The organism is Paenibacillus sp. SN-8-1 (genome assembly GCF_050995535.1).
GTDB lineage: Bacteria > Bacillota > Bacilli > Paenibacillales > Paenibacillaceae > Fontibacillus.
Genome location: NZ_CP194782.1, coordinates 3,215,519 through 3,240,577 on the forward strand (window position 1 = coordinate 3,215,519; position 25,059 = coordinate 3,240,577).

The 25,059-nt window shown below is 51.7% G+C and carries 36 protein-coding genes; 3 read left to right on the forward strand and 33 right to left on the reverse strand.

Going from position 1 to position 25,059, the window contains the following annotated elements:
• Window positions 1-38: 38 nt before the first annotated feature.
• The 21 genes from ACRRNK_RS15605 to ACRRNK_RS15705 form a co-directional block, all read right to left on the reverse strand.
• Complete coding sequence (locus ACRRNK_RS15605; RefSeq protein WP_433943638.1) at window positions 39-680, reverse strand: hypothetical protein; 642 nt, start codon at window positions 678-680, stop codon at window positions 39-41.
• 12 nt (window positions 681-692) lie between these two features.
• On the reverse strand, window positions 693-920 hold the full coding sequence (locus ACRRNK_RS15610; RefSeq protein ID WP_433943639.1) for a hypothetical protein: 228 nt from the start codon (window positions 918-920) through the stop codon (window positions 693-695).
• 81 nt (window positions 921-1,001) lie between these two features.
• Entirely contained in the window at window positions 1,002-1,769 is a 768-nt protein-coding gene (gene thyX / locus ACRRNK_RS15615) for an FAD-dependent thymidylate synthase (protein WP_433943640.1), read from the reverse strand.
• Entirely contained in the window at window positions 1,766-1,903 is a 138-nt protein-coding gene (locus ACRRNK_RS15620; protein ID WP_433943641.1) for a hypothetical protein, read from the reverse strand. The genes thyX and ACRRNK_RS15620 overlap by 4 nt, the downstream gene beginning before the upstream one ends.
• A 1-nt stretch (window position 1,904) precedes the next feature.
• Window positions 1,905-2,051: a hypothetical protein gene (locus ACRRNK_RS15625; protein ID WP_433943642.1), complete on the reverse strand. Its 147-nt coding sequence runs from the start codon at window positions 2,049-2,051 to the stop codon at window positions 1,905-1,907.
• On the reverse strand, window positions 2,048-2,563 hold the full coding sequence (locus tag ACRRNK_RS15630) for a dUTP diphosphatase (protein WP_433943643.1): 516 nt from the start codon (window positions 2,561-2,563) through the stop codon (window positions 2,048-2,050). The genes ACRRNK_RS15625 and ACRRNK_RS15630 overlap by 4 nt, the downstream gene beginning before the upstream one ends.
• A complete protein-coding gene (locus ACRRNK_RS15635) occupies window positions 2,560-2,718 on the reverse strand; it encodes a hypothetical protein (RefSeq protein WP_433943644.1) in 159 nt (52 codons plus the stop codon). Before ACRRNK_RS15635 ends, ACRRNK_RS15630 begins: the two co-directional genes overlap by 4 nt.
• Window positions 2,719-3,594 carry a hypothetical protein gene (locus ACRRNK_RS15640; protein ID WP_433943645.1) on the reverse strand — a complete coding sequence of 292 codons (876 nt, stop codon included), beginning with the start codon at window positions 3,592-3,594 and terminating at the stop codon, window positions 2,719-2,721.
• Window positions 3,595-3,903: 309 nt separating this feature from the next.
• Window positions 3,904-4,458 carry a crossover junction endodeoxyribonuclease RuvC gene (locus ACRRNK_RS15645; protein WP_433946911.1) on the reverse strand — a complete coding sequence of 185 codons (555 nt, stop codon included), beginning with the start codon at window positions 4,456-4,458 and terminating at the stop codon, window positions 3,904-3,906.
• The gene (locus ACRRNK_RS15650; protein ID WP_433943646.1) at window positions 4,427-4,639 is read right to left on the reverse strand and encodes a hypothetical protein; all 213 of its coding nucleotides are present in this window, start codon (window positions 4,637-4,639) and stop codon (window positions 4,427-4,429) included. Before ACRRNK_RS15650 ends, ACRRNK_RS15645 begins: the two co-directional genes overlap by 32 nt.
• Window positions 4,626-4,889: a hypothetical protein gene (locus tag ACRRNK_RS15655; RefSeq protein ID WP_433943647.1), complete on the reverse strand. Its 264-nt coding sequence runs from the start codon at window positions 4,887-4,889 to the stop codon at window positions 4,626-4,628. Before ACRRNK_RS15655 ends, ACRRNK_RS15650 begins: the two co-directional genes overlap by 14 nt.
• The gene (locus ACRRNK_RS15660) at window positions 4,890-5,909 is read right to left on the reverse strand and encodes a hypothetical protein (RefSeq protein ID WP_433943648.1); all 1,020 of its coding nucleotides are present in this window, start codon (window positions 5,907-5,909) and stop codon (window positions 4,890-4,892) included.
• 261 nt (window positions 5,910-6,170) lie between these two features.
• Window positions 6,171-6,833: a hypothetical protein gene (locus ACRRNK_RS15665; RefSeq protein ID WP_433943649.1), complete on the reverse strand. Its 663-nt coding sequence runs from the start codon at window positions 6,831-6,833 to the stop codon at window positions 6,171-6,173.
• Entirely contained in the window at window positions 6,834-8,780 is a 1,947-nt protein-coding gene (locus tag ACRRNK_RS15670; protein WP_433943650.1) for a DNA polymerase, read from the reverse strand.
• Window positions 8,781-9,119: 339 nt separating this feature from the next.
• Window positions 9,120-10,544 (reverse strand): hypothetical protein, encoded by a 1,425-nt coding sequence (locus ACRRNK_RS15675; RefSeq protein ID WP_433943651.1) that lies wholly within the window; start codon window positions 10,542-10,544, stop codon window positions 9,120-9,122.
• Between the two features lie 67 nt (window positions 10,545-10,611).
• On the reverse strand, window positions 10,612-11,079 hold the full coding sequence (locus ACRRNK_RS15680) for a hypothetical protein (RefSeq protein WP_433943652.1): 468 nt from the start codon (window positions 11,077-11,079) through the stop codon (window positions 10,612-10,614).
• Window positions 11,057-11,338 (reverse strand): hypothetical protein, encoded by a 282-nt coding sequence (locus ACRRNK_RS15685; protein ID WP_433943653.1) that lies wholly within the window; start codon window positions 11,336-11,338, stop codon window positions 11,057-11,059. The genes ACRRNK_RS15680 and ACRRNK_RS15685 overlap by 23 nt, the downstream gene beginning before the upstream one ends.
• Window positions 11,339-11,368: 30 nt before the next feature.
• The gene (locus tag ACRRNK_RS15690) at window positions 11,369-12,127 is read right to left on the reverse strand and encodes a single-stranded DNA-binding protein (protein WP_433943654.1); all 759 of its coding nucleotides are present in this window, start codon (window positions 12,125-12,127) and stop codon (window positions 11,369-11,371) included.
• A gap of 268 nt (window positions 12,128-12,395) precedes the next feature.
• Entirely contained in the window at window positions 12,396-12,920 is a 525-nt protein-coding gene (locus ACRRNK_RS15695) for a hypothetical protein (RefSeq protein WP_433943655.1), read from the reverse strand.
• Window positions 12,917-13,102 (reverse strand): hypothetical protein, encoded by a 186-nt coding sequence (locus ACRRNK_RS15700; RefSeq protein ID WP_433943656.1) that lies wholly within the window; start codon window positions 13,100-13,102, stop codon window positions 12,917-12,919. Before ACRRNK_RS15700 ends, ACRRNK_RS15695 begins: the two co-directional genes overlap by 4 nt.
• A gap of 241 nt (window positions 13,103-13,343) precedes the next feature.
• On the reverse strand, window positions 13,344-13,946 hold the full coding sequence (locus ACRRNK_RS15705; RefSeq protein WP_433943657.1) for a hypothetical protein: 603 nt from the start codon (window positions 13,944-13,946) through the stop codon (window positions 13,344-13,346).
• A 120-nt stretch (window positions 13,947-14,066) separates the two neighbouring features.
• Between ACRRNK_RS15705 and ACRRNK_RS15710 the strand changes: the two genes are divergently transcribed.
• Window positions 14,067-14,306 carry a helix-turn-helix domain-containing protein gene (locus tag ACRRNK_RS15710; protein ID WP_433943658.1) on the forward strand — a complete coding sequence of 80 codons (240 nt, stop codon included), beginning with the start codon at window positions 14,067-14,069 and terminating at the stop codon, window positions 14,304-14,306.
• Window positions 14,307-14,383: 77 nt separating this feature from the next.
• On the opposite strand, the gene ACRRNK_RS15715 is transcribed toward ACRRNK_RS15710, so the two are convergent.
• Entirely contained in the window at window positions 14,384-14,923 is a 540-nt protein-coding gene (locus tag ACRRNK_RS15715) for a toprim domain-containing protein (protein WP_433943659.1), read from the reverse strand.
• 546 nt (window positions 14,924-15,469) lie between these two features.
• On the opposite strand from ACRRNK_RS15715, the gene ACRRNK_RS15720 reads away from it, so the two are divergent.
• A complete protein-coding gene (locus tag ACRRNK_RS15720) occupies window positions 15,470-15,673 on the forward strand; it encodes a helix-turn-helix transcriptional regulator (RefSeq protein WP_433943660.1) in 204 nt (67 codons plus the stop codon).
• Here ACRRNK_RS15720 and ACRRNK_RS15725 read toward each other — a convergent pair.
• The 9 genes from ACRRNK_RS15725 to ACRRNK_RS15765 form a co-directional block, all read right to left on the reverse strand.
• Window positions 15,670-17,031, reverse strand: a complete 1,362-nt coding sequence (locus tag ACRRNK_RS15725; RefSeq protein ID WP_433943661.1) for a DnaB-like helicase C-terminal domain-containing protein — start codon at window positions 17,029-17,031, stop codon at window positions 15,670-15,672. The genes ACRRNK_RS15720 and ACRRNK_RS15725 overlap by 4 nt on opposite strands.
• A 31-nt stretch (window positions 17,032-17,062) precedes the next feature.
• Window positions 17,063-17,833 carry an ATP-binding protein gene (locus ACRRNK_RS15730; protein ID WP_433943662.1) on the reverse strand — a complete coding sequence of 257 codons (771 nt, stop codon included), beginning with the start codon at window positions 17,831-17,833 and terminating at the stop codon, window positions 17,063-17,065.
• Window positions 17,834-17,900: 67 nt separating this feature from the next.
• Entirely contained in the window at window positions 17,901-18,293 is a 393-nt protein-coding gene (locus ACRRNK_RS15735; RefSeq protein ID WP_433943663.1) for a hypothetical protein, read from the reverse strand.
• Complete coding sequence (locus ACRRNK_RS15740; RefSeq protein WP_433943664.1) at window positions 18,277-18,822, reverse strand: hypothetical protein; 546 nt, start codon at window positions 18,820-18,822, stop codon at window positions 18,277-18,279. The genes ACRRNK_RS15735 and ACRRNK_RS15740 overlap by 17 nt, the downstream gene beginning before the upstream one ends.
• Before the next feature lie 354 nt (window positions 18,823-19,176).
• A complete protein-coding gene (locus ACRRNK_RS15745; RefSeq protein ID WP_433943665.1) occupies window positions 19,177-19,386 on the reverse strand; it encodes a hypothetical protein in 210 nt (69 codons plus the stop codon).
• 315 nt (window positions 19,387-19,701) lie between these two features.
• The gene (locus ACRRNK_RS15750; RefSeq protein ID WP_433943666.1) at window positions 19,702-20,052 is read right to left on the reverse strand and encodes a hypothetical protein; all 351 of its coding nucleotides are present in this window, start codon (window positions 20,050-20,052) and stop codon (window positions 19,702-19,704) included.
• Window positions 20,053-20,078: 26 nt separating this feature from the next.
• Window positions 20,079-20,762 (reverse strand): sigma-70 family RNA polymerase sigma factor, encoded by a 684-nt coding sequence (locus ACRRNK_RS15755; protein WP_433943667.1) that lies wholly within the window; start codon window positions 20,760-20,762, stop codon window positions 20,079-20,081.
• 511 nt (window positions 20,763-21,273) lie between these two features.
• Complete coding sequence (locus ACRRNK_RS15760; RefSeq protein ID WP_433943668.1) at window positions 21,274-22,026, reverse strand: hypothetical protein; 753 nt, start codon at window positions 22,024-22,026, stop codon at window positions 21,274-21,276.
• A gap of 377 nt (window positions 22,027-22,403) precedes the next feature.
• Window positions 22,404-23,387, reverse strand: coding sequence for a tyrosine-type recombinase/integrase (locus ACRRNK_RS15765; RefSeq protein WP_433943669.1), 984 nt, complete (start codon window positions 23,385-23,387; stop codon window positions 22,404-22,406).
• A gap of 408 nt (window positions 23,388-23,795) precedes the next feature.
• Here ACRRNK_RS15765 and ACRRNK_RS15770 point away from each other — a divergent pair, with 408 nt between their 5' ends.
• On the forward strand, window positions 23,796-24,191 hold the full coding sequence (locus ACRRNK_RS15770) for a hypothetical protein (RefSeq protein ID WP_433943670.1): 396 nt from the start codon (window positions 23,796-23,798) through the stop codon (window positions 24,189-24,191).
• A 93-nt stretch (window positions 24,192-24,284) separates the two neighbouring features.
• On the opposite strand, the gene ACRRNK_RS15775 is transcribed toward ACRRNK_RS15770, so the two are convergent.
• Together ACRRNK_RS15775 and ACRRNK_RS15780 are read right to left on the reverse strand one after the other, a co-directional pair.
• A complete protein-coding gene (locus ACRRNK_RS15775) occupies window positions 24,285-24,617 on the reverse strand; it encodes a carboxymuconolactone decarboxylase family protein (protein ID WP_433943671.1) in 333 nt (110 codons plus the stop codon).
• Window positions 24,618-24,696: 79 nt separating this feature from the next.
• Entirely contained in the window at window positions 24,697-24,912 is a 216-nt protein-coding gene (locus tag ACRRNK_RS15780) for a hypothetical protein (protein WP_433943672.1), read from the reverse strand.
• Window positions 24,913-25,059 lie beyond the last annotated feature (147 nt).

Sequence of the window (25,059 nt, forward strand, 5' to 3'; positions counted from 1 at the left end):
CCCGGACAGTGCGATAAGTAGCGATATGATGGCGCCTATTACTCCGCTGCTGATGCAACCGCCTCCTCCGTAAACAACTCGTCAATCTCCGCAAGTAGAGCGGTGCGCGCTTCGGCTGGCGTAAGCTTTTCGAGAGCGATCGAACGCGCCCAATCACGAACGCCGCCCGGCGCCTCAACGTAATAAGGAATCGATGAGTCATCCGTTTTAATCACGCGGACAATCGCACCGAAGCGGATATCTTCGTTATGCGTCGGTCGGATAACGCGAGCCCAGTCGCCAACTTTTAGCGCTGATTCTTCGGCAAGGCGTGCTTCAAGTTCCGCGAGTTCGGAGCGTTTTCTTTCGATGAGAAAGCATAGTTCACCCAACGATTGAAACGTGTGCTGCGCGGATTCTACTCGTCTGAATACGGTAAATTTCGTAGGGCTAGCGTCATAATCGTAACCGGTGTCCTCTCCCAGCCCGCGCTCGTCACTATCGTCGTCAACAAATCCGACAACTCCGTATTTAACCATGCTTACAAGATAGAACGCGCCTTCTTCCACGTCGCCCACGGTATCGTCATCACAGCGCAAAAGGTCGCAAAATTGTACCGGTCCCTCCGTCTTCTCATACCGCTTACCTTCGTACTCAATCACGCTATCGCTAACCGTCTTTACTCCACTCAATTGCGCCACTCTAACGCCTCCCTATTCGATATTTAAGTCGATAAAATCGAGCGTACGACTATCGTTCATATCCGTTATAAGATCACCGCGCTCACGGAAGTCAACGCCACTATGCGTGGTTAGCGTGGTGCCGTCCGATAACATTGCGCCGATCACTACGCCGGTGATTTCACCGCGACGCGCTTGGGCCGCTGCTTCTTCGAGTAACTCCGCTACTGCGTTTGGGAACGGAATAATTTTAACGGGCATGTTACGCCTCCTTCCCGTTAAATACGAAAGCGGCGATTACATTCGTTACGAGGCCGCAAACAACGCCTGCGAACGCTTGCTTCATACGGTTTCCTCCTTCGCATCAAAGTACGGAGCCAGCCACGGATCGACCTTAACGATTTCATCGCGTAGGTGAACCGCTAAGTTCGCAATCTCCCACTGCGCTCCGTTACCCGGCCGTCTCTTCGCGTAGAAATCGAGGAACGTGCGCAGGTTACCGGTCATAACGAGGTTACACGTTGCGGCGTTCGGAAGGACCATACGGGCATCTTCGGTAGGGACTCCGGCAGCTCTTAGCTCGTCGTATACCGATTGCAATTCGTTCATAGCTACGTCATATACCCGATACGCTTCTGCGTTTTCATTGATACTCACCGGCGTAACGTAATCGAACCCGCCACTCTTATCGGCGCTCCCCATCCGCACATAGCGCTGACTCTGCACGCTGAACGATAGATGGCGGTGACGCGTGAGTTGTGCCAGGAGCGCCCGGCTTACGCCTTCGACCGCGAATGTGTACGTGATATGTTCGAGAGTTGAAGTGTGACCGCTGCGTGTTATGTGACGGAACAACCGGTCCGCGTCCGTCCCTCCTTCGCCGTCTGACGCGGAGTTACCGAAGTATTTAGCGCCTTCCTTTGCGACGATCTCCGTCGGCTTAAGCGGAGAGTAGCACGTTCGGATAGCGGTAAGAGCTACGGCGGCTCGTTCGTTGTATCTCTCCTGGTCAAACGGATTTAGTATGACGGAGCCGTAATCGTCCAAGTAATCGAAGCTATCATAGAACTCCTCGGATAGCGCAGTGTGTGCGATTAGCTTAACGTTCAATTTGCGTCCTCCTTTTTACCGTGATAGTGCTTGTGAATCGTTACGAAATGGAATCCGTGTATCGGCAGTGCAAAAAGAAAACCCATTCCAACAAATACCGTAGCCAGCCCGATACATTTTAGAAAAACGTCCATCCTACTCGTCCTCCTTCCGAATACTCTTGTTAAGATGCTTCACAAAACGTGCCTGTGCGAAGTTATTTGCGACATTGCTTACCGCCATGATTGCGAAGATAGCGATCATTGACGTTAACAGCGGATGTTCAAGCGCCCATTGCGTCATTCTCCGTTCACCCCCGTATGTCCAAATCCGCCGGCCCCGCGCTCCGTCTCCGATAACTCCGCGACTACTACGAACGTGGCGCGCTCGACCGGTGCGATTACCGCCTGTGCGATTCGGTCACCTTTTCGGATGATGTACGTACGCATCACGCTAGGTCCTTCGCCTACATCAGTAAGACACTGCCCATCGACCGTGTACCAAACGTAATCTGCGTAGTCATAATCCGGCTCGTGGATGTTATCGACGATCACCGCAACCTCTCCGCGATAGCCCGAGTCTATCGTGCCAAGCTGTACTCGCAGCTTTGTTCGCATGCTCACACCTGAACGCGGCCGTACCTGCATTTCGTAGCCTTCCGGGACCTCGAACGCTAAGCCCGTCCGGACCAGCGCGGTATCCCCAGGCGCGATAATCACGTCTTCAACCGCTACGAGATCGACGCCACTATCGCCCGGCTTTGAGTATCTCGGAACGACCGCGTCCGGATGCAGGCGCTTGATATTTACGTTCACTTGCGTCCCTCCTCAATCGCTAAGTCAATGAATGCTGTGGCGGTGAAAAATAACGTGAGCCCCACGATGAATCCGTCTGGTTCGTAGATGCCGAAGAGGTAAAGGATAAATAGAACCGTCCAGTATGCCGCAAATAATGCGTGAAGTATCTTCATTTACGCAGCCTCCTTCGTGGACACTGCGTTATAGTCTACGTCGGTGTCATCGATGACTTCGAACTGCTCTTCACCTATCCATCCGCGATCGTGTCCGTGTTTCCAAGCGCGTCCGTAAATTCCGTCAAGCCCAGACTCACGCCTTTTTAATACCGCTGTCCAAGTCCCTCCACCTGGGCGAGTATCAACAACCGCACCTACCCGAGGCTCGTCCGGTTGTGGCGCGTCAGTATACTCGGCTGGCACCGTGAGACCCAACGCCTTTCTCAGCGCGATTGCCTTGCCGATCTCAGCGTGGAATACGTCGCCTGGCGCACATTTGGCGATAACGACCTCGTCAGGAGTCCGCTTCTTGGTGTGTCCCTTCGAGATTAAGGCCGTAACTGTGCGTTTATTGCGGTTGACGGCGAAGTCAACTACGTAGAATTTCGAAGAGAACGGCGTGCGTTCTGGTAGAGTCGCGAACCTGTTGCCACCAACCCGCGTTAATTCCTCTACATCCTTACGCGCCTGCTCGATAACTTCCGCACGTTTTAGCGTTTTAGCTACAGGCTCCGGCTTAATTCCGTCGAGTTCCGCGAGGATCTTACGTAGGCCATCCGCATTGTCCCGAATGAACTGGCGGAAGTTATCGTAGAGTGGATCGGATGTGAGCGGAGTTGGTGCGGATGTTACCGGTTCGAGGACGACGTATTCCTCGTCGTAAACGAAAACCAACGTCTCCTGCGTGAAAACTCCGTGCGGAACTACGTCTCTCCGCCGTGTTACCGTCATCATGTCTCCGTTTTTGTACGCTCCAGACGCCGACACAGCGCGAACGATTTTGATCCGCTCGCCTACCGCTGCTTTGCGTTTAACTTCGTTATACTTCTTCATATCCGAATCGCCTCCGTTTGAGTGATTAGCGCGGTTGTTTGCGCTGATGTTGTATTATCTACGCTAAGTTTCCGTTTCGCACACTTTTCCGCACAATTTACGAAAATAAAAAAGCGGAGAGCAACGGATATTACTCCGCAACTCTCCGCTCTGTTATCGCTAATCTACGCCGGGCTTCCGCCAGTCTCCGTTCGTACTCCACCGCCATTGCGCTATACGTCGCGACTGCGCGTTCCAAGTTCGCAACCTCTTCGCGCTGGAACGTAAGGAGGCGCTCGCCGACCGTTGCATTCGGAGGGACTTTCGCTATCATGCGGCCGCCTCCGCAATTGGATCGATGAGTCCCTCGCGGATCAAATACGCCAGACATACCGCGAGCGCATCACTATCATCGTAGCCACTTCGGAACACATAGTCCGCCCCTAACCGCAGCCACTTCCGTACGGCCCGCGCAACTTCGTCTTTCTCCGCTTTACCATTACCCGTTACGATTTTCTTAACGCTGGTCGGCGCCAATGCCGGCTTCAAGTCCTCCGCTCGGTATCCGTAAGCCGCAAGCGCCCGATCCGCCGCCGACCATGCGCTAAATATCGTTTGAGTAGCGCGCTTATTCCGCCCGGCTGTAAAGTCCTCGCGCACAACGATATCGAACGGACGGTGCGCATAGATAAACTGAGCTACGAAGGACTCAACGGTGAAATTACGTACGGCGTCCGTATCTGCCGACGAAGTAGCGACCGAAGCGGCCGCGAGGAGGTACGGTTGCCTGTTCCGCACCTCGATCGCAGCGATTCCGGGGCTTAGCGATAAGTCGAGGCCGAGTATGCGGAATTTAGGCTGCGTCGGTTTCTTCGCCAGGACTATCGCCTCCTCCCGTGTAGCCGATTACGAATAGGACTACCGCAATGGCCGCAGTAATAATCCGCGTATATACCGGATTGTTTTCGTCAAGGATTGCGTCAGCTACCGCGAAGATTCCGAATCCTACCGAGAACGAAAGGCCGATATACAAGAGTCCGAGTGCAACCTTATTAACATATTTCATTCGCGCATCCTCCCTTGATGAACGTGTAAACGTAGTTCCGCGTTGTAATAGTTAGTACATCCGGACCTGCGTCCTCAACACGCTCAATCTGCGTACCTTGTAGCAAGTGATTGTGGTCATCGCGATATACGAGAACGAGCGGTTGACCAACGTTTGGGCTCAATATCTCTACGCGCTGGCCTTTACGCTTGGCCTCGCGTTCGGTTGGAACGCCGGCGTGTGTGCGCATGGATTCGATAATGTACGTCATTTATGCGGCCTCCTTCGTATCTTCCGGTACGGTTGCGAGATATTGGCGGAGGTACTTATGATCCTCCTTGCCCGCCATACTGCCGCTCGCCATACGAGATTCCGCCCGTTCAAGTAGCGCCCGGTTCTCCGCTGTTAACGTCTTAGCGCAATGTCCGCGAAATGCGCAGAAGCCGCACTTACCCGTCATCTCAACGCTAACGTCCGGAACTGCTCCTGTCTTCTGCGCTTCATAAACTAACGAGGCTTGCCGCGCCAGGTCGTTGAGAAGCTGCGTCTTCATGGCGTCCGTTATTCGCACATAGAAAGCGCGTAGATCCGGAAGCGGTACGCCCTCTTTCCATGTCTTCTGTCCTTTAGTTACGCTCGAACTCTCCTCATCCGAGAACCAAGAGGGTTTTTGCGTAGACTCGTAAACGATAAGCGCCTCGTCAATTCCGAACACCAGCGCTTCCGCTACGACCTGGCGTTTGTGATCGTCTTGTGCGCCCTTAAAGTCGAGCTTTCCGTTCATAGCACGCAGACCGCTTGCCTTCGTCTTATATTCGAGGATGACGCGCGATCCATCCGGCATGTATTCGAACTTGCCGTCCGGCTTAGCCGTGATTGCGAACGATACCAGCTCGCCAGTTTCCGGATTCGGATGCGTAAAGACTACGCGTTCCTGCGCCGCGTCCTCGAAATCCCATTCGCCGTTATCACGCTGAGCCATCCGAAACTTAACCGAGCCCAGACGCTTTGGTGCGTGGATAATATCGAGTTGCAGGTAATCGACGATCGCTGTACCTTGGCGCCGCTGCCGTCCACGGAACGGAATGTCTGCGGACTTCTCCGCCTTGACGCGTCCGTTCTTAAATACGATCTCGCGGTCACACTTCGCGGTACCTGACGCACCGAACGTAATGAGTCCGTCTTTTGGGTACGGCTTAAATCCGATATGGCGCAGCTTCTGTTCGTAGTATTTGCGCTCAAGCGCGTTGTCGTAGAACGAAGTGTCCGGCGATGAATAATACGCATCCATTTGCGATAGGAAATCGTGTACTAGCGTTTCTCCTCGGTTAATTTAAACCGCCTCCCATACTTCGATTGTTTTCGGAACCTTGCGGACTTCAACCACGTCAGCGTCTCCGTCATCCCATTCGTTTTCATATTCGGCTAAGTGCGCCGCCTCTTCGAACGGTTCCCAGCCGCAAGAGCACGGATGGTCCCCGTATTCATCCGCCAGAACGTGGATTTGTCGCCGGCATTGCGGACAAGTGTACGTAGCTGTTTCACGTTCCATCTATGCGGCTGCCTCCTTCGGAACACGGTACGGAAGGACGATAACGTCAATCTCGTTTTCCTCGTCGCGCAGAACGATCGGAGACGCTTCGCCGGTAACCCCGATAATCACACGCCGGCTGCCAGCGTCCTTAAATACGTTAAGCGCGTTAAGAAGATACTCGGCATTAAACGATACCTCTGCGTCCGGACCGAAAGTATCAGCGCTAATGCCTGCCGAGAATCTATACGGAGTTTCGTCGTTATTCGCGGACAATCTTACGTCAGTCCCGACGAGAGTTAGGCGCGCAATGTACGTCTTGTCTCCGGATAGTTTCGTCGCTTCTAGCGCTACTTTCGTCCGTGCGATTGCGTCTTTGATGTCGTCGCGTCTCGGCCAGTCTGATACGAGCGCTATCTGAGTCGGAAGATCCATCGGGATAATACGCGACGTGTCCGGATATTGTCCGTCAATGGGCGCGCCCGTCTTAGCGTGCGACGTGAATGCCTCCGTAAAGTTATGCGCTCCGCCAATGCGGATGAGCGTGTGGCGATCGGTTGCGACTACGGAGCCATCTGCGCTGTAATGAACGCCCTGTAATATAGGAGTCGCCTCGCTCTTTGCCGTAAACTTTTTCGCGTGCTTCGTGATAATTTCGAGTTTCTTCGCTTGTGAAATCGCCATCTATGCGGCCTCCTCTTTTTGCCGGAACCAATCGTCCGGAGTCATTCCCTTGCCCCACCGTTTCATAATCGCAATGTCCGTACCGTTAGCCACAACGTCGCCCCACCTATAGGACTGCGTCATAATGCGCTCGATGACCGCGATATCCTCACGCGTGAAGTCTTCGGGAATCTCGAAAACTAATTCGTCATGAATCGTTCCCCAAAGCGCCCATCCTTCGCGTTTAGCGCATTCCTTATGCGCCTCGATCATCGTCACCTTCGTTTGGATAGCGGAGCTACCTTGTACGCGAGCGTTCGTTCCCTGGCGCATAGCCCGGTTAATCTTCGCGTTATGCCGGCGCCATTCTTCGTACTTCGGATCGTTCCACTTGCCGAACGGAATCTCCTTGCGCTTAAGTTTACCGTCGGGCAGGCGACGTTTCCGTTGCTGCTTATCCGCCCATACAAAGCCGTTCCTGGCGACGTCCTCTTCGTTGGACTTAAGCCATGCGGACAGCTTCGGCATTCCGCTGAACAGCTCGTCCTTGAACGCGGTCGCTTCCGGCTTCTTGAGGCCGAGCATTTCCGCGAGTGAGAAATCGCTCATTCCGTACAAAGTCGCGAGCCATACGACCTTCATCGCTTTCCGTTCCGGAGTGTCTTCACCGTTCGGTAGCTTATTGACTTCGTGATATGGGCGCTTGTAATACATACTCGCCATGTTAGCGTACGGATCGATTCCCTTTTCGAAGGCTTCGATTAGGACGGGCTCGCCGGATAAGTATGCGGTACAACGGATTTCCTGCGCTTTAAAGTCCGCAGATACGAGAACCTTGCCCGCCGGAGCGAGGAACATCTTCCGCGCCTCTTCCGGCTGGTTCTGAACGTTGAATTGATTGGAGTCCGCCGCGTCTTCGTCCTTGCCGGAGCTGAATCGGCCTGTAACGGTTCCCATCGGATTAAACCGCGAGTGCCACCGCTTAGTCGTCGGATTCTGTTTCGTCGGTAGCGCGTCGATATAGGTTCCGCTGAGTTTCGTTATCTTGCGGTATTCCAGTAGGTCTGCGATAACTTCGAACTCTTTCGCGAGAGGCTTAAGCGTCTTCTTCGCGTCCATGTTCGGAAGGTCGCGTCCGATCGCCTTTGAAAGTGCCGCCTTCATTTGCGGAGGGGAATTAAGGTTCAGCTCGTCCGCTCCGTCATGATATTTCGATAGGACTCCGATAAGCTTCGTATGCAGCTCTTTGGCGCGAGTGCTTAGTTGCTCACCGTATTCCTTCGCGAAGTCCAGGTCGAGTATATATCCGTTAGCTTCGAGGTCCACGATTACGTAGAGTAGCGGAACCTCAACGGATTGGTAATATTCGAGGACGGTCGGAATCGTGGCGAAGTGTTTGCGCTGAAACTCGTACATGCGCCAGGTTAAGTCCGTATCCTTTGCCGCATATGCCAGCGCAATGTCTAACGGGATCTCGTTAAACGGAGTCTTCCCGAACAGTTCCGAGAAGGTGTCCGACTCTACTCCGAGATATTTCGGCGCCAGGTCTTTCAGCCGGTAGGACGGTTCATTCTCGTTGAGCAAGTGCATCGCTACCATCGTATCCCATGTGACTCCGCGCAGATCGTAACCGTGACGCCTAAACATCGCGATATCGAATATGGCGTTATGGAGAACCTTGCCGACATTCTCGTCGTAAAGTAACTCGCGCAATTCGGATAACACGTAATCCCGCGTTAGCTGCTCGCCCTCATCGTGCGCAACCGGAATATATACGTGCATACCGCGCTCGGCCAACGGTGGGATGCTTACGGACGGCAACGTTAGGGATATGCCGACAATCACGTCGGTATAAACGTCAACGCCCGTTGTCTCCGTATCGACTGCAACTTCCGTCTCATTGCGCAACCTTTCGATAAGTCGCGCCAGGAGCTTCGCGTTATTAATGAGGAAGTAGTTCCGCGGCATCTCCGTGACCATCTTGCGCAATGTATCCTCGCGTAACTTCTCGCGAATATCCCAGTATAAACGCAAGGCCTCCGCTTTGCTGAACCGCTTGCCAACGCCGGACGGGTGTCTGCCTGTCACACCCGTGTCCATAGCGTTCTTTACGGCAAGCAACCGTTCACGGTCGATGTCGCTATTCTTCATCGCGAGTATACGTTCCCACGCCTTAGATAACGGCTCCTCCGCGGCTTTCTTACGTTTAGCGGCGTCCTTTACGCGTTCGGCTGCGTCAGTGTCAACGGCTGGCTGGCGGAGATTAAGCGTTAATTTAACGTCCAATATACGCCACCTCCCGGTTTATTAAGCTGCGTCCGCAAGGTCAAAGCGTTGCTCGACCGGTACGATGAGTTTTGCAGTGCTCTTACGCGGACCTCTGTACGCCCCGTTAGTATCGAGGACGCCGAGGTATCGTTCGCCTATATCGCGGACATCTCCTACAATTCCGTTGTAACCGTCGGATGACTCTATTTTCACGAGGTCGCCCGCCTTAAACTCGTTCACCTTACGTCCGATCGCGGCCCAACGCTTCTCATCTTCGTGTTGTGAGATTTCCTCCGCCGAGAGCTTCGTTAACTCCGTAGGATCTGCGGTCCAATACCGTTGAGCCGGAAAGTCAACGTAAACTTCCGTTCCCGATACAATCCTAACCGTCCCGATAGCACCGTTCTCTACGTTGCCCCATTTATAACGAGGAGTCTCCCCGTCAGGAACCGTAAGCTTAACCGTATCGCCTACCGCAAACTGTGCGCAAAGCTCCTTACGCTCGATCTCCGCCAATTCCTCCGCGCTGACCTTTACGAGTTGGTCCGGCTTGGCGTATGCGGTCTGCAGATCTCCGCCTGTGATTTGCACCTTTTCGTTCCCGTACGGTGATTTTGGCGACAGCACTTCGTAGACCTTGCCGTTATAGTAACCGTTCAGACCCGCCGTTCCGCCTCCGCTAATCAGGCGCACCTTATCGCCGACTGCGAACTTATTACGGGGATCTGGCGCGTCCTTAGCTGCGGCTTCTTCGTCGGTTGCGCGGACAACGTCCTCCAGCCTTGCCCAACGTTCCTCCCTGTCTACTAGCGAGCGCATTTTAAACGGTATATCTCCGTGATCGTCTTCGATAATTTCAACGACGGCTCCCTCGGGAATAGCGTTATTATACCGAGTGTCTCCGATAACTACCTTCGCATAATCCCCGACTTTCAGTCGTTTAGGTTGTGAAGGCAGCGCAGGTTTTTCAATTGGTTCGAGGACTACGTATTCGCTTCGGTATACGCAATTGTGAGAACCTACGTTGTCAGTAATGTGCACGTCACCGTCGGATCCTACGCTTAGCGCCTCGAACTCATCCCCGAGCGCATAGTCAATTGCCATAATAGGGTCCACAATCCGAATACGCTCGCCCTTTAACGCTTTGCGATCCACCTCGCGGTAAGTTGCTGCCGGAGTTTGCGCCGGCTCAGTTACCTTTTCGTAGACTTCGTAATTTTCCGCGCAGTGCTTTAACTGATACGGGCGTTCGTCACCGACGTCATCTACGAAGCAAACATGTCCGGCCACATCACGGACTACCTCGTAAAACGCACCTTCCGTTATGTCACCGCCTACACAAAGCGCCTTAACGATATCGCCCGCCTGCGCCCTACGGTCAACTTTGCGGTACTTAACGGACTTGCCGTCCTCGCCGCGTACCTCTACGTCTGCTACCGGAATTACTACGTTCAATTTCGCCATTTAATCGGTCTCCTTTGGGCGCTCATTGGCGCGTTTATTGTTAAAGCAAAGCGTAGTCACTCCGTTCCTAGGCCGCTACCTCAACCGTTCCGGCCGGCGTTTCGTGCGTATAGACTTCGCGCTGGATACTGAGTGGCAGCTCGATCCACCGTCTTTCCGCGCTCGCTTCCGTAGCCCAATACTCGCCCAATCCGGTATTCTCGAAGACCCAAACGCGAGGTGCTTCGGCTTCTTTAGCGCCCAGTACGCCAATAATATATTCAGCTTCGGGCTGCGTGTAAGCTTCTCCGTTACCTTTCCGCGCATAAACGACCATTTCGTTACGGCGGTCAGAGCGTAGTTTAATCGTCTTAACTTGGAACGTTTTCCACTCCGCTGTTAGCGGATCACGCGCGACAATGTCGAAGGATTCGCGCGTCTCCGTTTTGGCTACGGTCCACCCTGCGCAGATAAGTGCTGTCCGCGCGAGAGCCTCCGATACTTGACCGACTATTTCCGTTATGTGTGCGATGTTAATCGTCCTCCCCTTCGTCATCGATTTGAGCCGGTGCAGTAAATCCGACGACCGCCGTTCCATCAGCGTTGCGGCCCCGGTCCGGAAGGTTGCCAACGCCGACATGTACGTCGATAACGTATTCTTCTTGCGTTTGTTCACGCATGGTATTAACGAACGCGGCGACGTCAATGGCCGCCGGTCCGAGTTCTGCGGTCTTGCGGAGGTTAAGCCCGATGGTGATGCGTGAGGATTCCGCCTCGACTACTTCCGTAACATACTGCGTTTCTTCGTCCGCCATTGGGTGCGCCTCCTCTGCGTGTAACTTCGTTTAGAACGGAAGCTCTTCGTCCGAGATGTCGATCGGCTGTGAATCCGTTGGGGCTGGCGTTGGTGATTTAGCTGATTCGCCCAACACGGATTTATCGATATGGTCCGGGTCTGCCTCGTTAAGCAACTCAATAATATCGTCTACCTCGCGGAAGTTTGCGAGTTCTTCATACGGAATATCAAATCCGAGAAATTGTGCGGCTGCTTCCGGCACCTCAGCGTCTCCGGATTCGAGCGAGTACGATTTACCGTCGGAGGTCTTTGTAATCGTAATTACGTCACCAACTAACGCATACTCTTTATTGAACTTTTTCGCGGCCTTTTCGAGCTTGTCGTAGTCACCGATCAAATTCATCGCATGGAACTCTTTGATATCGAGTACTCTCCACGTTTGGTATTCGAGGTCAAATACCGGAACCATGAAGTAGAGTTTGCGCTTAGCTTTTGCTTTGCAAGAAATACATGCGCCCCCGCTCGGCTTTTTGAAGGAATCGAGATTTGCGCCGACTTTTTTTGGCGAGTGTAGGCACGTGTGCTTCTTAAAGAACGTAGCACGTGTCGCATAGTCTCCGTCTTCGTGGCAGAAGTAGAAGAACCAATTATCGGGATCGGCGAGCACAACGAACTGGCGTCCGTCTTTAAGCTCGGAGCCTAGTCGCACATAGCGCGTTACGCCTTCCGGTAGTCCTTCGTTAATTCCGTTACCTTTCGGAGTGCTACGCTCTTCCTCACGTTTTTTCAACTGATCGCGGATTGACATTCAATCACGTTCCTTTACGGTTTATTTGTTGGAGGCAGCGCGGACAATCTCCACGCGGGACAGACGCTTTGCCTCCGTTAAGCGTTCGGTATAGGATTGCGCTCATCTACGTGTCGACTCCGTAAATTGGCGTCTTACTCTTTGGCCCTTTCGGTTTTACGCGTCGGAGAAATCAGTTGCTCCGTTGGTACGCGGCTCCTACGTCCGCAGCACGATACTAACGTAACGCTCGCATTAATATCGCGCGGCCGGCGCAAGAATGTTCCGGCTAACTAATTGCGATAAGTCCTTCCGTAAACAACGTCAATTCCCGCTTTTCAGAGAATAGCGCCTGGTTAATATCTCGCACGCGAATCTCTAGTTCAGAAATGCGGATACCTAACGAAGTTTTACGCGAATCCGAACGCGTTCTTAACGCTGCTAGACGTAAGTCAATAAGCTCGCGCTCCATCTCCGTCCTTGTAACGAGCATCTCCCGTTCGATTTCGAGGACGCGGCGTTGTTTATTCCGTAGCTCCTTTTCGACCGACCCGCTAATCCTAGCGAGGAACTCCCGCTTTACTTCCGCTTTCCTGACGGAAACAATAACGTCCACCGCTTTGTCAGCGAAAAACAATATTCCCTTAGTCGCAAACAAGCGCCGCTCTACCCCGTTATCGTCAACAACGTTCGATACGTAATCTGCGGATTCCATGTGCTGGTTAATCCAGTTGCTGGCGGTTTTCGTTTCGATGCCGAAGCGTTCATTAACGCGCTGAACTGCGTGAGGCTTTGCATACCATTTTTGTGTCATGCGATACGCACCGCCTTTGTGCCGCCGTGTCCGTACGGGAGGTAATCCGCTGCGTCTTCGTATTCTTCGTAGCTGCCGTTATATAATAGGAAAGCGTCAGACGGGCGTCTGTGAACCTTTTCGGAAAATTCTGAAACTTTATGCGTTTTGCTGCGTAAATATTTATGATTAACGTGATTCATATCGTTGACCTCCGGGTAATAGAGATTTGGGCGTGACTAAATAAGCGTTGACAATCCGAAGAATTTTTCGTAAGATTGAAAACGTGATAAGTATGAAATGGAAACATTTAGGAAACGCTGTACATAATGATCTAACAGATACATTGATTACCGCTTGCGTTACGTCTTGAAGGTTGTGCTATAATAGTTATGAGGTCGAGAACGGGCTTCGTGCCTGAAACTCCGTTCTCTTATGCCTCGGTTAAACTGCTAGGTATTCGTCCAAGTCTCCGAAGCGATTGGCGTCGTATCGGCGAGCTAGTTTGCGAAGCTTGCGTTTAACAGTCTCATGATGGATACCGATTGATTTGGCGATCGCGGTATCCGATGCGCTGGGAGGCGCTGATAAATATGCTTCGACGAGTGCAATCGTCGCGGCGTCGGGAACGCCCGAATGTACTAGGAAGTCGATCAGTTGGCGCTGGTCGGCTTTCTTTTTTGCGTACCTCTCTAACACAACTATCTCAACGGTAGATACATCGGCGACTTCAAACATTGGCGCGTCCTCGTCGTCCTCATTCGTTAAGCTGTAACTTGAAAAACAGGAAGTCTTTGAGTAGTGTGTGCCCTCTTTTCGAGAAATTACTCGCTTGGCTCTATCTCGCAACTTTAGGTTTGCCCAGGTATCAAAGCATGCTCCTTTTGTTTCGTCGAACTTCGTGCTCGCAATCCAAAGTTCCTCATGGAGTTGGCTAAGAATCTCCTCAATCGGCACCCCGTTTACTCGGCTGAATCTTACTGCGATTCTCCTCATGACGGGCTTGTACTTCTCGAAAATCGTATTAAATTCGTTTACTACCATCATGGTGTTCCTCCTTAGTGGTTGTGTTGTATTATCTACGCCCCGTTTCCGTTTCGCACACTTTCCAAGAAAATATGTTAAACTATTTTAGGTTACCTTTTTAACATACTTTGGAGGGCATTTATGGCATACGTTGTCACTAAATGCCTGCTTGGAGAGTTGCTGGACAAAGCCGGGATGACGAAAGCTGAACTATCACGAAGAACGGGCATCAACGCTAACCAGATCAGCGACTACATTTCGCTCCGATATCGGGACATGGGTCTCGAACGGGCGCGTACGATCGCGGAGGTTCTCGGTCTAGACAGCCCTTACTGTCTATACGAGTGGAGAGACGTCCCACCGAGCAGGCGCACGGACTAATTGGTCCCGTGTCCTGCAAATTCACGTGATTCCACGTGATAATATTTTACAATTATCGACGCCGTTTGACAATTACTTTATATTTTCCGCAGCTGCAATCTTATCGCCGCGAGTTTCGTCGCTTGCTCGCAGGCTCCACGCACAGCCGCTAAGTCGCCTACCGCGTTCAGATCCTTCGCTCCATTCGGAATAACTACGCTCTTTAACCGCACATGTCCGCGCATCTTCCTTTCGACCGCCCACCGTAGCTTTTCGCCGGCTTCGTCGTTATCTCCCGCAATGAGCAGCTCCTCGATCGGTGACCTGCGCAATAACTCCGCCTTCTCATCCGTAAACTCCGAGCCGCCTACCGCAATGCCGAATATGCCGGCGCTGGCCGCTGTCATCGCATCAATCTCCGCTTCCGTCAATACCGCACGTTTGATGTTACGACGATGCGTGATGTCGATACCGTATATCATCGACTTGACCGGCGCGCCTCCTCGACTATACCAAAACGCCTTCCCCCACGTTGAGCGAAACTTTGCGTTAATGGCTCGTCCATCCGGAGCGCCCCACGGCATAACCACGGCGTTACGATACTCATCATATCCGCAGCGGTATAATCGCTGAATCACCGGGAGTATGCCGCGTCCCGTAAGGTACGGGATCTCCGTGCGTATGTATGGCGAGATGTCGATCGATTCGTAGCGCTTGGCGGCTTGCCTAGTGCGCAACTTAATCCGCAGGACTGGCGTACCGTCGCCGTCAGAGTCTTCGCATAGGATTTCGCGCGCTTCCTCGTACGTGATATTGCGCATAAAAGCGTACAATCGGATAGGCCCTCCGGAAGAAAAGGCAGGGTCGACGGCGCCTTTATCGTTCCAGCATCCGAAAGCGTCCGATTCTATATCGACAACGAGTGAGAATGACGGATGCTCGTCCGGCCTTTCCCCGAGCGGAGACGATGCGATTAAGCGGCCGCGTTGATATGAAGCGTTGCGCCAGTCCCAACGCTCAACCTCCGCGAGAAATAGTTCGCGATTAATGTCCGGATACATATACCTCCTCCCGCCCTATTGAATTTTGTTGCTAAATTGTGTACTATAGAGACACGAACTTTTTGTTCGCAACTCAATCATAACGAACATTTAGTTCGCTGTCAATCAATTTGGAGGTCTAAAATGTCTGAATTTAAGAATAAACTCAAAGCACTTAGAACCGAACGCGACCTTACAATTTCAGATATCGCGAAGCTCCTCGGAGTAAGCGAAAGAACCGTACAGTATTACGAAAAGGGAGAGCGCCAGCCCACGCTTGAAGGTCTCATGAAACTGGCGGATCTCTACGAAGTGTCGACGGATTACCTGCTCGGCCGCGAAGACTAAAACCCGCTTACGTCCGCAAACTGCGCCGCTTCGGCTCGCGCATCAATCTCCTGTACAACGCCCCAATTCGGAAGGTACACGATTTCTACCCGCGTGTCCTCACCGCCGTTACGTCCCTTACCGAGCTCGATAACTCCGCGCCCTTCCTTCGCCAACGTATCGATACCGAACACGTTAGCTGCGTCTTCCAATATCGCTTTACTCTTTTTCAATTCCGCACGTTTCGGCGGCTTAAGTTCCCGCGTTCCGTCTTCGTTCTTCTCTGACGCATCCTCTTCCGCTTGAGTTACGACATGGATAACGGTCTTTGTCTGACCGGCCAAGCGCTTAAGCTTAACGGAGGTTGCCGCTACGTCACCGCCGGCTACTCTTGACGTGTTCGCCTCGTAGTCCATCAGATAGATCGGATCTACTACGACGACATCTGCACCCACCTCGTTAATGTCCGCCTCAAGCTGCGCCAGTGATCGCGAGAGGAAGCCCGCACTGTCCGCCGCCCTTAAGACGATTCTACCCGGAAGGATCTCCGGTAACATCTCGCAGAACGATTCAAGTCCGCGTTCGTACGCCGCATCTAGTTTACCCATTAGCATCGCACGGTTATCGAAGCCAACCGTATAGTCTACGCCATCGATCCGCTCAACCGTTTCGCTTATCCTTGCGCTAATCGACGAGTATGCCCGCGCCATCCACTCAAATTCGCTCATTTCAAGCGCCCATACGAGAACGGTTGCGCCCTGGAACGCGGCTTCGATTGCGCCGTCTTCCATGACGAGAACGGATTTGCCGCGTCCTGAACGTGCGTACCAGGCGTAAGTGTTGCCTGAAAAGTAGCCGCCAATTTGTTCGTTTATCGTAGCGAATTTTGAACGCCATATGCGAAAGGACGTGCCGGCCTTGCGTGATCGGAACTCTTCGAGAAACGCGTCGCCCATTTGGGAAATATCTACTAGAGTACGAACGCCTGTTTCTATGTCCATCTTATAGGAAACAATTCGTTGCGTCAAGCGGTCCCCGAACTTTTCTAGGTCCTCGTCCTCAAATCTCTGGGCAAACTCCTCACTGCTCATAAATTCGGCTAGGTCTCGTTTCCCGTATTCTTCCTTTAATTGACGCGCCAGGTACTCGAAAGAATCCGTTACGCCCGGGATATACGTAATATCCGGACACTCCGCAACGAACGTTGCGTATGAAGGCGCTGCCCCTCCGTTATCCGCCGCGTACTTATTAATAAATCTGAGCGCACCCTTTTCGGCCTCCGTCGCGAGATGTTTCGGTCGAACTCCGAACTGTGTTAATGCGCTTATGCTTCCGCTATCAATTACCTTTGAAAGTAGTTGAGTTCCAGTAATCGACAATTATGTTCACCTCCATAATCTATCAGATAAATCACCTTCTAATCCCCCGCTTACTCTCGCCTTTAAACGGAACCACTACGCACATATCCCGCACACGATCCGCCAGTCGCTGATCGAACACTTGCGTAAGCTCATCCATCGGTATATTACTCGTATAGACGGTCGGCAGCGCATTGGCTACGCGATGATTTATCACACTATGCAAGTCCGCTCGAAACGCTTCGGACGCAGACCTTACGCCAATATCGTCGAGTACCGCAAACGGGGCGGCTTTGGCGCGCTGCTCCATCGTGTAATATTCTGCGGCCAACGGTTCCGCTGTCTCTTGCGGCACGTGACTACGGTTGAATCCGAGGAATAGCGTCTGCCACGCGTTCACATCGAGAAAGTATGCCGGCCGTTCCAGCGCTTGCCTGTTGCGTTGGAGCGAACCGATATAATGGCGCGTTATCCATTCGTTAAGGACCGCAGCGGCCGACGTTGTTTTACCGGTGCCTGGCTCGAGCGAGAATAGGTATAGCGATTTGATTCGCTCACCCTCTGCGCTAAATTGCCGCGGGAAAGTGTTAACGTACGCATCGATAAGCTTATAAGCCTCCGCCTGTTCTGCGCGTGCTGGCGAATTCTGCAGCGTGACGAGCCGGTACTCTGCCGGTAGATTCGCGTTAGCTACTCGGCCACCCGCTCCGTTATATCCGTGACAAGCGATATACGACGAGCAGAGGGCGTTACATTTGGCGGAGCCTGCCAGCGAGCAATACTGCGATAATATGCAGTTGTCTGCGTGTGTCTTTGTTCCCATTGCGTTCCTCCTTCATATCCAGTTTATGCAGCGGTAGTTATATCGTAAAGACGGGCGCAAAAACTTTTTATAGCCAGTCCGCCATCTCCTCCGTACTCATCCCGCCATTAACCGGAATTGTCTCCGTCCGCTCCTTACGCTTCATCTCCGCCAACACCTGCGGCATGATCCGCGGCAGCATATACGCAATCAGAAAGCCTGCGGTCAATTGCGGATACTCCGGAGTCGGCCGGTACTCCTCGAAGGCTCGTTCGATCGTCACACGAAGAGCTGCCGCACCAAACTCGGTGAGTGAGCGCTTAATGACGCCTTGTTCGAACGCCCAGCCACGGAGAGGAATGTACGTATCGACTCCGAATTTCTCCGCGTTAAGCTCGATGACCATTGCGTGGGCTGTGCGTACGTTCCATTGTTCCGCCGGGAGTGTGCGCCAGGCTGTTCGATCAATTTTCGGTTTCATCTTTCAACGCCTCCCTTGCGAGTCTTATTACGTGATCCATTCCGCTAGACAATTTAAGGCGGACTAAGTCTCCGCGGTCGATCGCGGCAAGTAGACTGGACAGCGCGCCTTTGAGACGTTCGTTCTCTTTCGCATAACCTTGCGCCTCCCCTTCCCATCCCGCCGATCGTAGAGACTCCGCTTTGAGTTCATCGCGTAGCCGTATTGCTTCTGAATAATACTCCGCCGCTCTTGCGCTCTGTCCGTCATAGCACGCAAGCAGCAGGCGGTACGAGTGTTTGCAGCGCTCACTCTCTGCCTCTGCAGCGATTGCCCTCCGGATTGCGTGCGGCCAGGCTTCGCGTGCTTCAAGGATAAACTCCGTATCACCCTCGGTTAGAGGTTCGTAATCATCGCGACATACCTCCGCAACGATGTTCGTGCCTCCGGTCGGAACGCTATATACTGCTGAGTGAATAATATAAGCGGGCGCTGCCGCCTCGCATATCGCCAGGTCTGCCGCCAAATCCCGTTTAGTTTCCGTTGTCATCCGTCTGACACCTCCGATTATATTCGTATATGAACCTCCGAATCAAAACCGATTCTACGTGATTTTTGTATAACGTTCATAGGACGATTCCTATACGGCTATGCACCGATCTCACGTTTTCTTAGTTTTACGCAAGCACATCGATAACCCTGCGCCCGACCCTCACGCGTTCCCTTCCGCTAACCTCCCGCACCAAGTCCGGACGGTTCCTCCGTACCTCGCCGGTAGATGTGAACACGCCGAGTTCCCGTAAAATTAGCGGTAAATAACGCTCGTCCGTCCGGAGAGTAGTGCAACAGCCTGGCGCTTCGATACCGCCCACTATGACGGTGAAATGACGGTAGAAATCGATCTTCATACGGGAAACCCTGCGGCTACCCACATAAAGATGAGGATTACGGAGAGTATTGGTCCGAAAATAACTGTCAACACGAAGGTCCCGAGTTTGATTGCGGTAAACATCCACACGATGAGCGCTAGGATGAATCCGATGAGCGCGTAGACCGCAAGCGCTTTTTCAAGAAACGGCACCGCCCGTTTACTTACCGATTTGATAACGTCCATCAAGCGTTCACTCCTTAAGTGTAAATTAATTACGCGGCAGTAACACGCAAGAAAGCCGCAATATTCCCGCAATTAATTCCCTTTCCCGCGGTAATGCTCTAAAATATCGTCAACCGATTCGAATGTTACGTTCACCTTGCGTCAAATCCTTTCGTTAAGATGTTAGCAAAATACGTGACGTATTTGCGTGCAATAAAATGCGTAGAACGTGAATACACCCACCTCCGCTAAATTTCAGCGCCATACTGACGCCTTTACCCGTTACCCTACCGAGTACCCTAGCGCTGTCCCTACGCGCCTAATTTAGCGCAAAAATCACGCTAGGATAGCGACTAAATCCGCTGATAACGAATCGCTAACCGCATCGGCCATCCGCTTAGTCTCCGAAAGGATCTCCGCGATAAAGTCCGTTAGTGACTCATGGCCGGACGTAGCTGCGGACGCAATGATCGCGCGGTTAAGAGCTGCGGTAAGGCCGGCGGCTGATAGCGAATAGTAGCCCGCGTTATCCCACCGTTCGGTTATCTCCGGAGCCGGTGCGCCTTCTTCAGCTCTGTAGCCGGGCGCTTTCGTAGGGTCGACGAGCTTGCGTTCCTTTACGATGAACTGCGTGCCGTCCGAGGTAAGGCGGTAGTTTGCGTTGAGTGGTACGTTTAAGTTAGACATGCGTGATTCCTCCGTTTCGATTCGTATTAAGCGGCTACTCCGAACTCAGCCGCGCAGCTCTTGCGTAATTTACCGACCAGGTACGCAACCATTGATGGACTCACTCCGATCTCCTCCGATATCTGGCGCATAGACACGCCGTCCATTAGGCGCCGAGCAATAAAGCGGTCACGCTCCGACAGTCCCGTAACGTACGTTTCTACGTCAACGCGCGTCACGTCGTCCTCGATCGCGAAGGGTCGGGAACTTCCGTCTGCGTTATCCACCGGCGTTGTGTATCGGAGCCGCGCGAGGATAACCGCCTTGTCCGCTGCTTTACGGGTAATTCCGAGCGTCTCCGCTATCTCTCCGGTAGAGGATTCGGTAAGCTGCGCTTCGGATACCGCACGGGCCGTCTCCATCTGGCGCCACGGAATCCGAATATCTCCGACCTTATCGCGGAAATAATTCTGCATGTATCCGCGGATGTACGGGCCGGCGAAGGCCGCGAACGATTTAGTTGCGTCATTAAAGCGGTCGTAAGCGTCGATGAGTCCGATTGAACCTTCGCTGATAATATCCGCATAGTCGACGTGTTGATTACGGCAGGCTTCACGAAATCGCCGAGCTACGTCGTGAACTAGCGGTATGTTTGCGGAGATAAAGTCGGCGCGTGATAGCGGACCTAATAGCGGGTTATCGGGAAAGTTGCGGGCGGATTCGTGGGTCATCGTAAGGGCCTCCGTTTCAAATGTGTAATAAAGTGCAAATAGTAAATTTCCAGTTCGAGAATATTTCTAGCGGACATTGTTCACGGCGCGCGGATTGTGGTATTTTAAAAGATCTTAAAGATCTAAGAACTTAAGATCTAAAGATTTACTCAGTTATTCACTACGTTCATAACTTCGTACGCACCGGATAAAAAGCAATCCGATACGTAATATCAATACACATATAGGATGCGCGGGTTTTAAACCTAAAAGAAAAGATAAACAACCCTTCGTCCATCGCCCCGCCGCACGCCTCACCTCCGCCCTAGCCTGCGTCATCCATTTTCGCCGTGATTTCGCCGTGAAATTAGCGCGTTTCTATACGTGAGGGTACGTTTACCCCTCCCGGACATTCAAGGCGCCTCTTTCACGGTAATTTTACGGCGAGATTTAAGGAGCGCTGATTTAACGGAATTGGAAACGGATTGTTAACACTATACTTTAGTATAGTGTAAAATAGTGCAAACTAAGGCTATGCGGATGCCTTTTCCGAAGCGGTAACGTCAGTCAAGCGATTGCCTGTTTCGCTTGATATAACGCCCAGCTTCGTTAGTTCGCGTGTGAGTATCGCTTCGATATCGTCGAACTCCGTATAGTCGATCCGTATTAGCGGAATGCCGTTGGCGCGGCAGTAGTCCGTTTTAATGCGGTCATTACGCTGGGTTTTGCGGAAATTTTCTAGCGCCCATTCTTCGCCTTTACCAGCGAAGTCTACCGGCCGCGAGTGATGCTCGCCGTCATACTCAATCAGCACCCACCGCTCTTTATGCTTTACCGCAAAATCAAACGGCAAAGGTAATTTATCGCGACAGTTTTCTAGTCTAAATTGAGAGGCAAATTTAATATTCTTTTTGACTAAATAATCACGTATATTTCGCTCACCCTTGGACTCTGCGCAGTATGGGCAGCGACTGCCTTTCGACAAGAAATCAGTAGGCCTAACCTCATACTCAAGCCCACATTTGCTATGCCGCATAATTATCGGCGTCAGGTTGTTCATGTACAAGCCTAGTACCGTATATTCATCTCTTACTATCTTAAAAACTTCTTCTTTAAAGCTGAAGGTGGTCTTCCTGCGATTACCACAACAATGCGGACAACGCCCGCCACGCAAAAAGTCTTTCGGCCTTGCCTCATATACCTTGCCGCATGTTACGTGTTTGTGCGTAACCTTGTTATCTACTCCACAATAAAAACCTACGACGCGATATTCATCATCTGTCATGCTACGAACGTAACTTCTATAAGACTCTGCGTTCCACTTGACGTGCCGTACGTGCAGAGCAGACTTCGGACTTCCTACACACTTTCTACACCGTGAGTGTCTTCTACTGTTCTCCTCTTCCCCTCTTTTCCAAAACTCCGTCAGTGCCTTCACCTCGCCGCATTTCGTACACGCCTTCGCGTCAACCTCTATCGAAGTCCCATCCGGACCGGTTACCGTTTTCTTAACGATCTCAACACGCTTACCTCTCGCCATCTTATCGCCTCCATACTTCGCGTAATACCGTATTATCTACGGTCACTTTCTACTTCGCACACTTTTACGCAAAAAATAACGCCCAGGCTCCGGAATATCTCCGAAGGACTGAGCGTTATCTACTAATCCAAATCTTCTAAACGTTCCAATGGCGAAAATTTACGGTGTTGCTTGGCGATGTCTGTACCGAAAATTGACACATAGGTCTGCGCCATCTCTAGCGTAGTGTGTCCGAGTATCTTCTGCAACGTGAACGCATCGCCCCCGTTCATTATGTAAAACTTTGCGAAGGTGTGGCGCATCGTATGCGGGCTAACCCGGACTCCGCGGATCTGCGCTGCGATACCGTGGCGTTGCATATTCTGCTGCATCGTCCGTTTCTTCATCGGGCTATTATCGATATTAACGAAAAGTACGTCATGATCGAGGAGGCCGCGGTGCTGCACGTATTTCTTAAGTTCCTTCTCAAGCTTTGACTGGAACGGTACGTATCGCTCTTTGCGCCCCTTACCCATGACTTTAATAACGCGCTCTTTCCACTTAATGTCTGACACGTTGACGTTCTCAATCTCCGATATCCGGATACCCGTTTCAAGAAGCAGGAGCAGGAAGACGTAATCACGGTAGCCAGTAAACGTCGATAAGTCCGGCTGGGACAACAACAACTTTATCTGTTCGCGCGTGAACGTCGGTATTATATGTCGCTCCGTCTTAAGTAGGCGGATATTCTCCGCAGGGTTAGTCGGTAAATATCCCTCTTCGTTCATATGACGGAAGAACGTCCGCCAGCCCTTGAGATTCGTATTCACCGTTGAGTCCAAAACCCCGGAATCCTGTTTCGCGAGTATACACGATTTAAAGTTATCCTCCGTAACATCTAGCGGCCTCTCGACGCCAACAATGCGGAGGAACTTAACGAGCTCCTTGAGCGAATTATTATAATACGTAATCGATGCGCGGCTCAAATTCTTAACGCGGCAGTCCCGTAAAAACGTCTCGATCGCTACGTCATAATCCAGCGCTTCTAACGGATATTTACTCTCGCCATCAACCGCAACCTCCGCTTTAATTAAGTTCGGCCGCCTCGTCCGCTTGGCTTGCGTCATAATTAAAAACGCCCCTCTCACGATTATTACGCGTGATTGGGACGTTGTATACTTCGAATTATGTACGTATAGGATGTCGTTCTGCGCAGCGTAAGTCTTGACGATTTTAGACAACCGTGCGCGGTCCGTAGCTTGCGGTATATTATGAAACCCGCGCCAGGCCTGCGTTTAGGCTTCCGTATAGGCATACGGGAACACGCGTTCACCTGAACCGTGCGCGTCTGCCAATTCCGCCACGACCGCTCATTGTCTCTTGCAGAAGTTGTTCTCTGCGGCGACAAGATATATCTTATCATGGAAGTCTAACCAAGTCAACAACCTTTTTATATTTTTTATTTTCCATTGATATTCATCAAATAAAGTGGTTAAAATAAGAACATAAGTTCGTATAAAAGGATGGTGAACTCCATGGCTGTTCCTCATATAAGCACTGATGAGCTTTCCCTCATAAAAAGCTGGCTTCTGCTTATATTTATACGCAAAGTCTTCGAACGCGACTCCCGTATTCTTAAAGACAGTGGTCTTCTAAAGAGCCCTCAGGTATACGTGGATATGATTACAAGTGGTTCAGACCGAGTTGCGGTAGTTATGGCTGAAATACAGAATGAGCTCACGAAACGCAAGATCAAAATTTACGAGATTAAGCAGGGCGAGCAAGGGATCGAAGCCAGATATGTATGCCGCAGCTACCGTGGTGAAATGCGCATCCTCTGGTCTGCGCTACGAAGTGAGATGCTTAGCCGGATGAGAGCCTATTTAGGCGTACAGCAAGGCAAGCTGAATGAGCATGTAAGCCCTATTTAGCCACATCCTGCTGCGCTTTGGATATGACAAATACCCTTTGCACAAAGTCAAAGGGTATTTCCATGATATCTTAAGTCATTGCCACACACTGTTTCACTGAGTCAACGCCTGCTCCACTCTTGTAGCGCCCTGAGACAATATATGTCCTGAGCTGACTGCTGCCGCAGCCGCTGCAGCCTCACGAATTTCAGCATCCGTGGCTCCCTTGGATCTCGCCTCTTCCGTATGATAGAACGTACACACCTCATTATTCGCAAACAGACTGATTCCGAGGGCGATTAACTGCTTCGTCTTGGCATCCAGTTCTCCTGCGGCTAAAGACTTCCCGGTAAATTCATGATAGGCTTCGGCCACGCCTGGCATAGACTCACCAAAGGCCTGAATTCCATCTTTATATGCTCTTACTTTATCGATCTTCTGAGACATGGTTAGCACCCCTTTCTGTATAGATCAACCTTATTCAGTCGCTCTCTATACGTTGTCCGAGGGTCAGCCATAATATGCTCTACACTTCAAAAGAAATACGCGGCTCCTTAGCGGGCTGGAACGTATAACTTCTGTCCAACTTGACAATATTGCGGTTCGGCCGCCGGATCATGACCTGTGTGTCACTCCAAGCCACGACACTCCCTCTGACGTCATTCTCTGGAATCGCATCTCGAATGACCCGAACCTTCTCTCCGGATAAGCGAAATGCATCTAACTCTTCATCAGTAATCATATTCTTGTCATTACCTCCTTACAGACAGACTTCGTCATCGGCATAAATATATCATAATTCTCGAAGCATCACATCCAAACACAAAAACAGGTCATCTGCCGGTGTTCACCGGCAAACGACCTGTCTCAACACGGATAATTTCGTTCA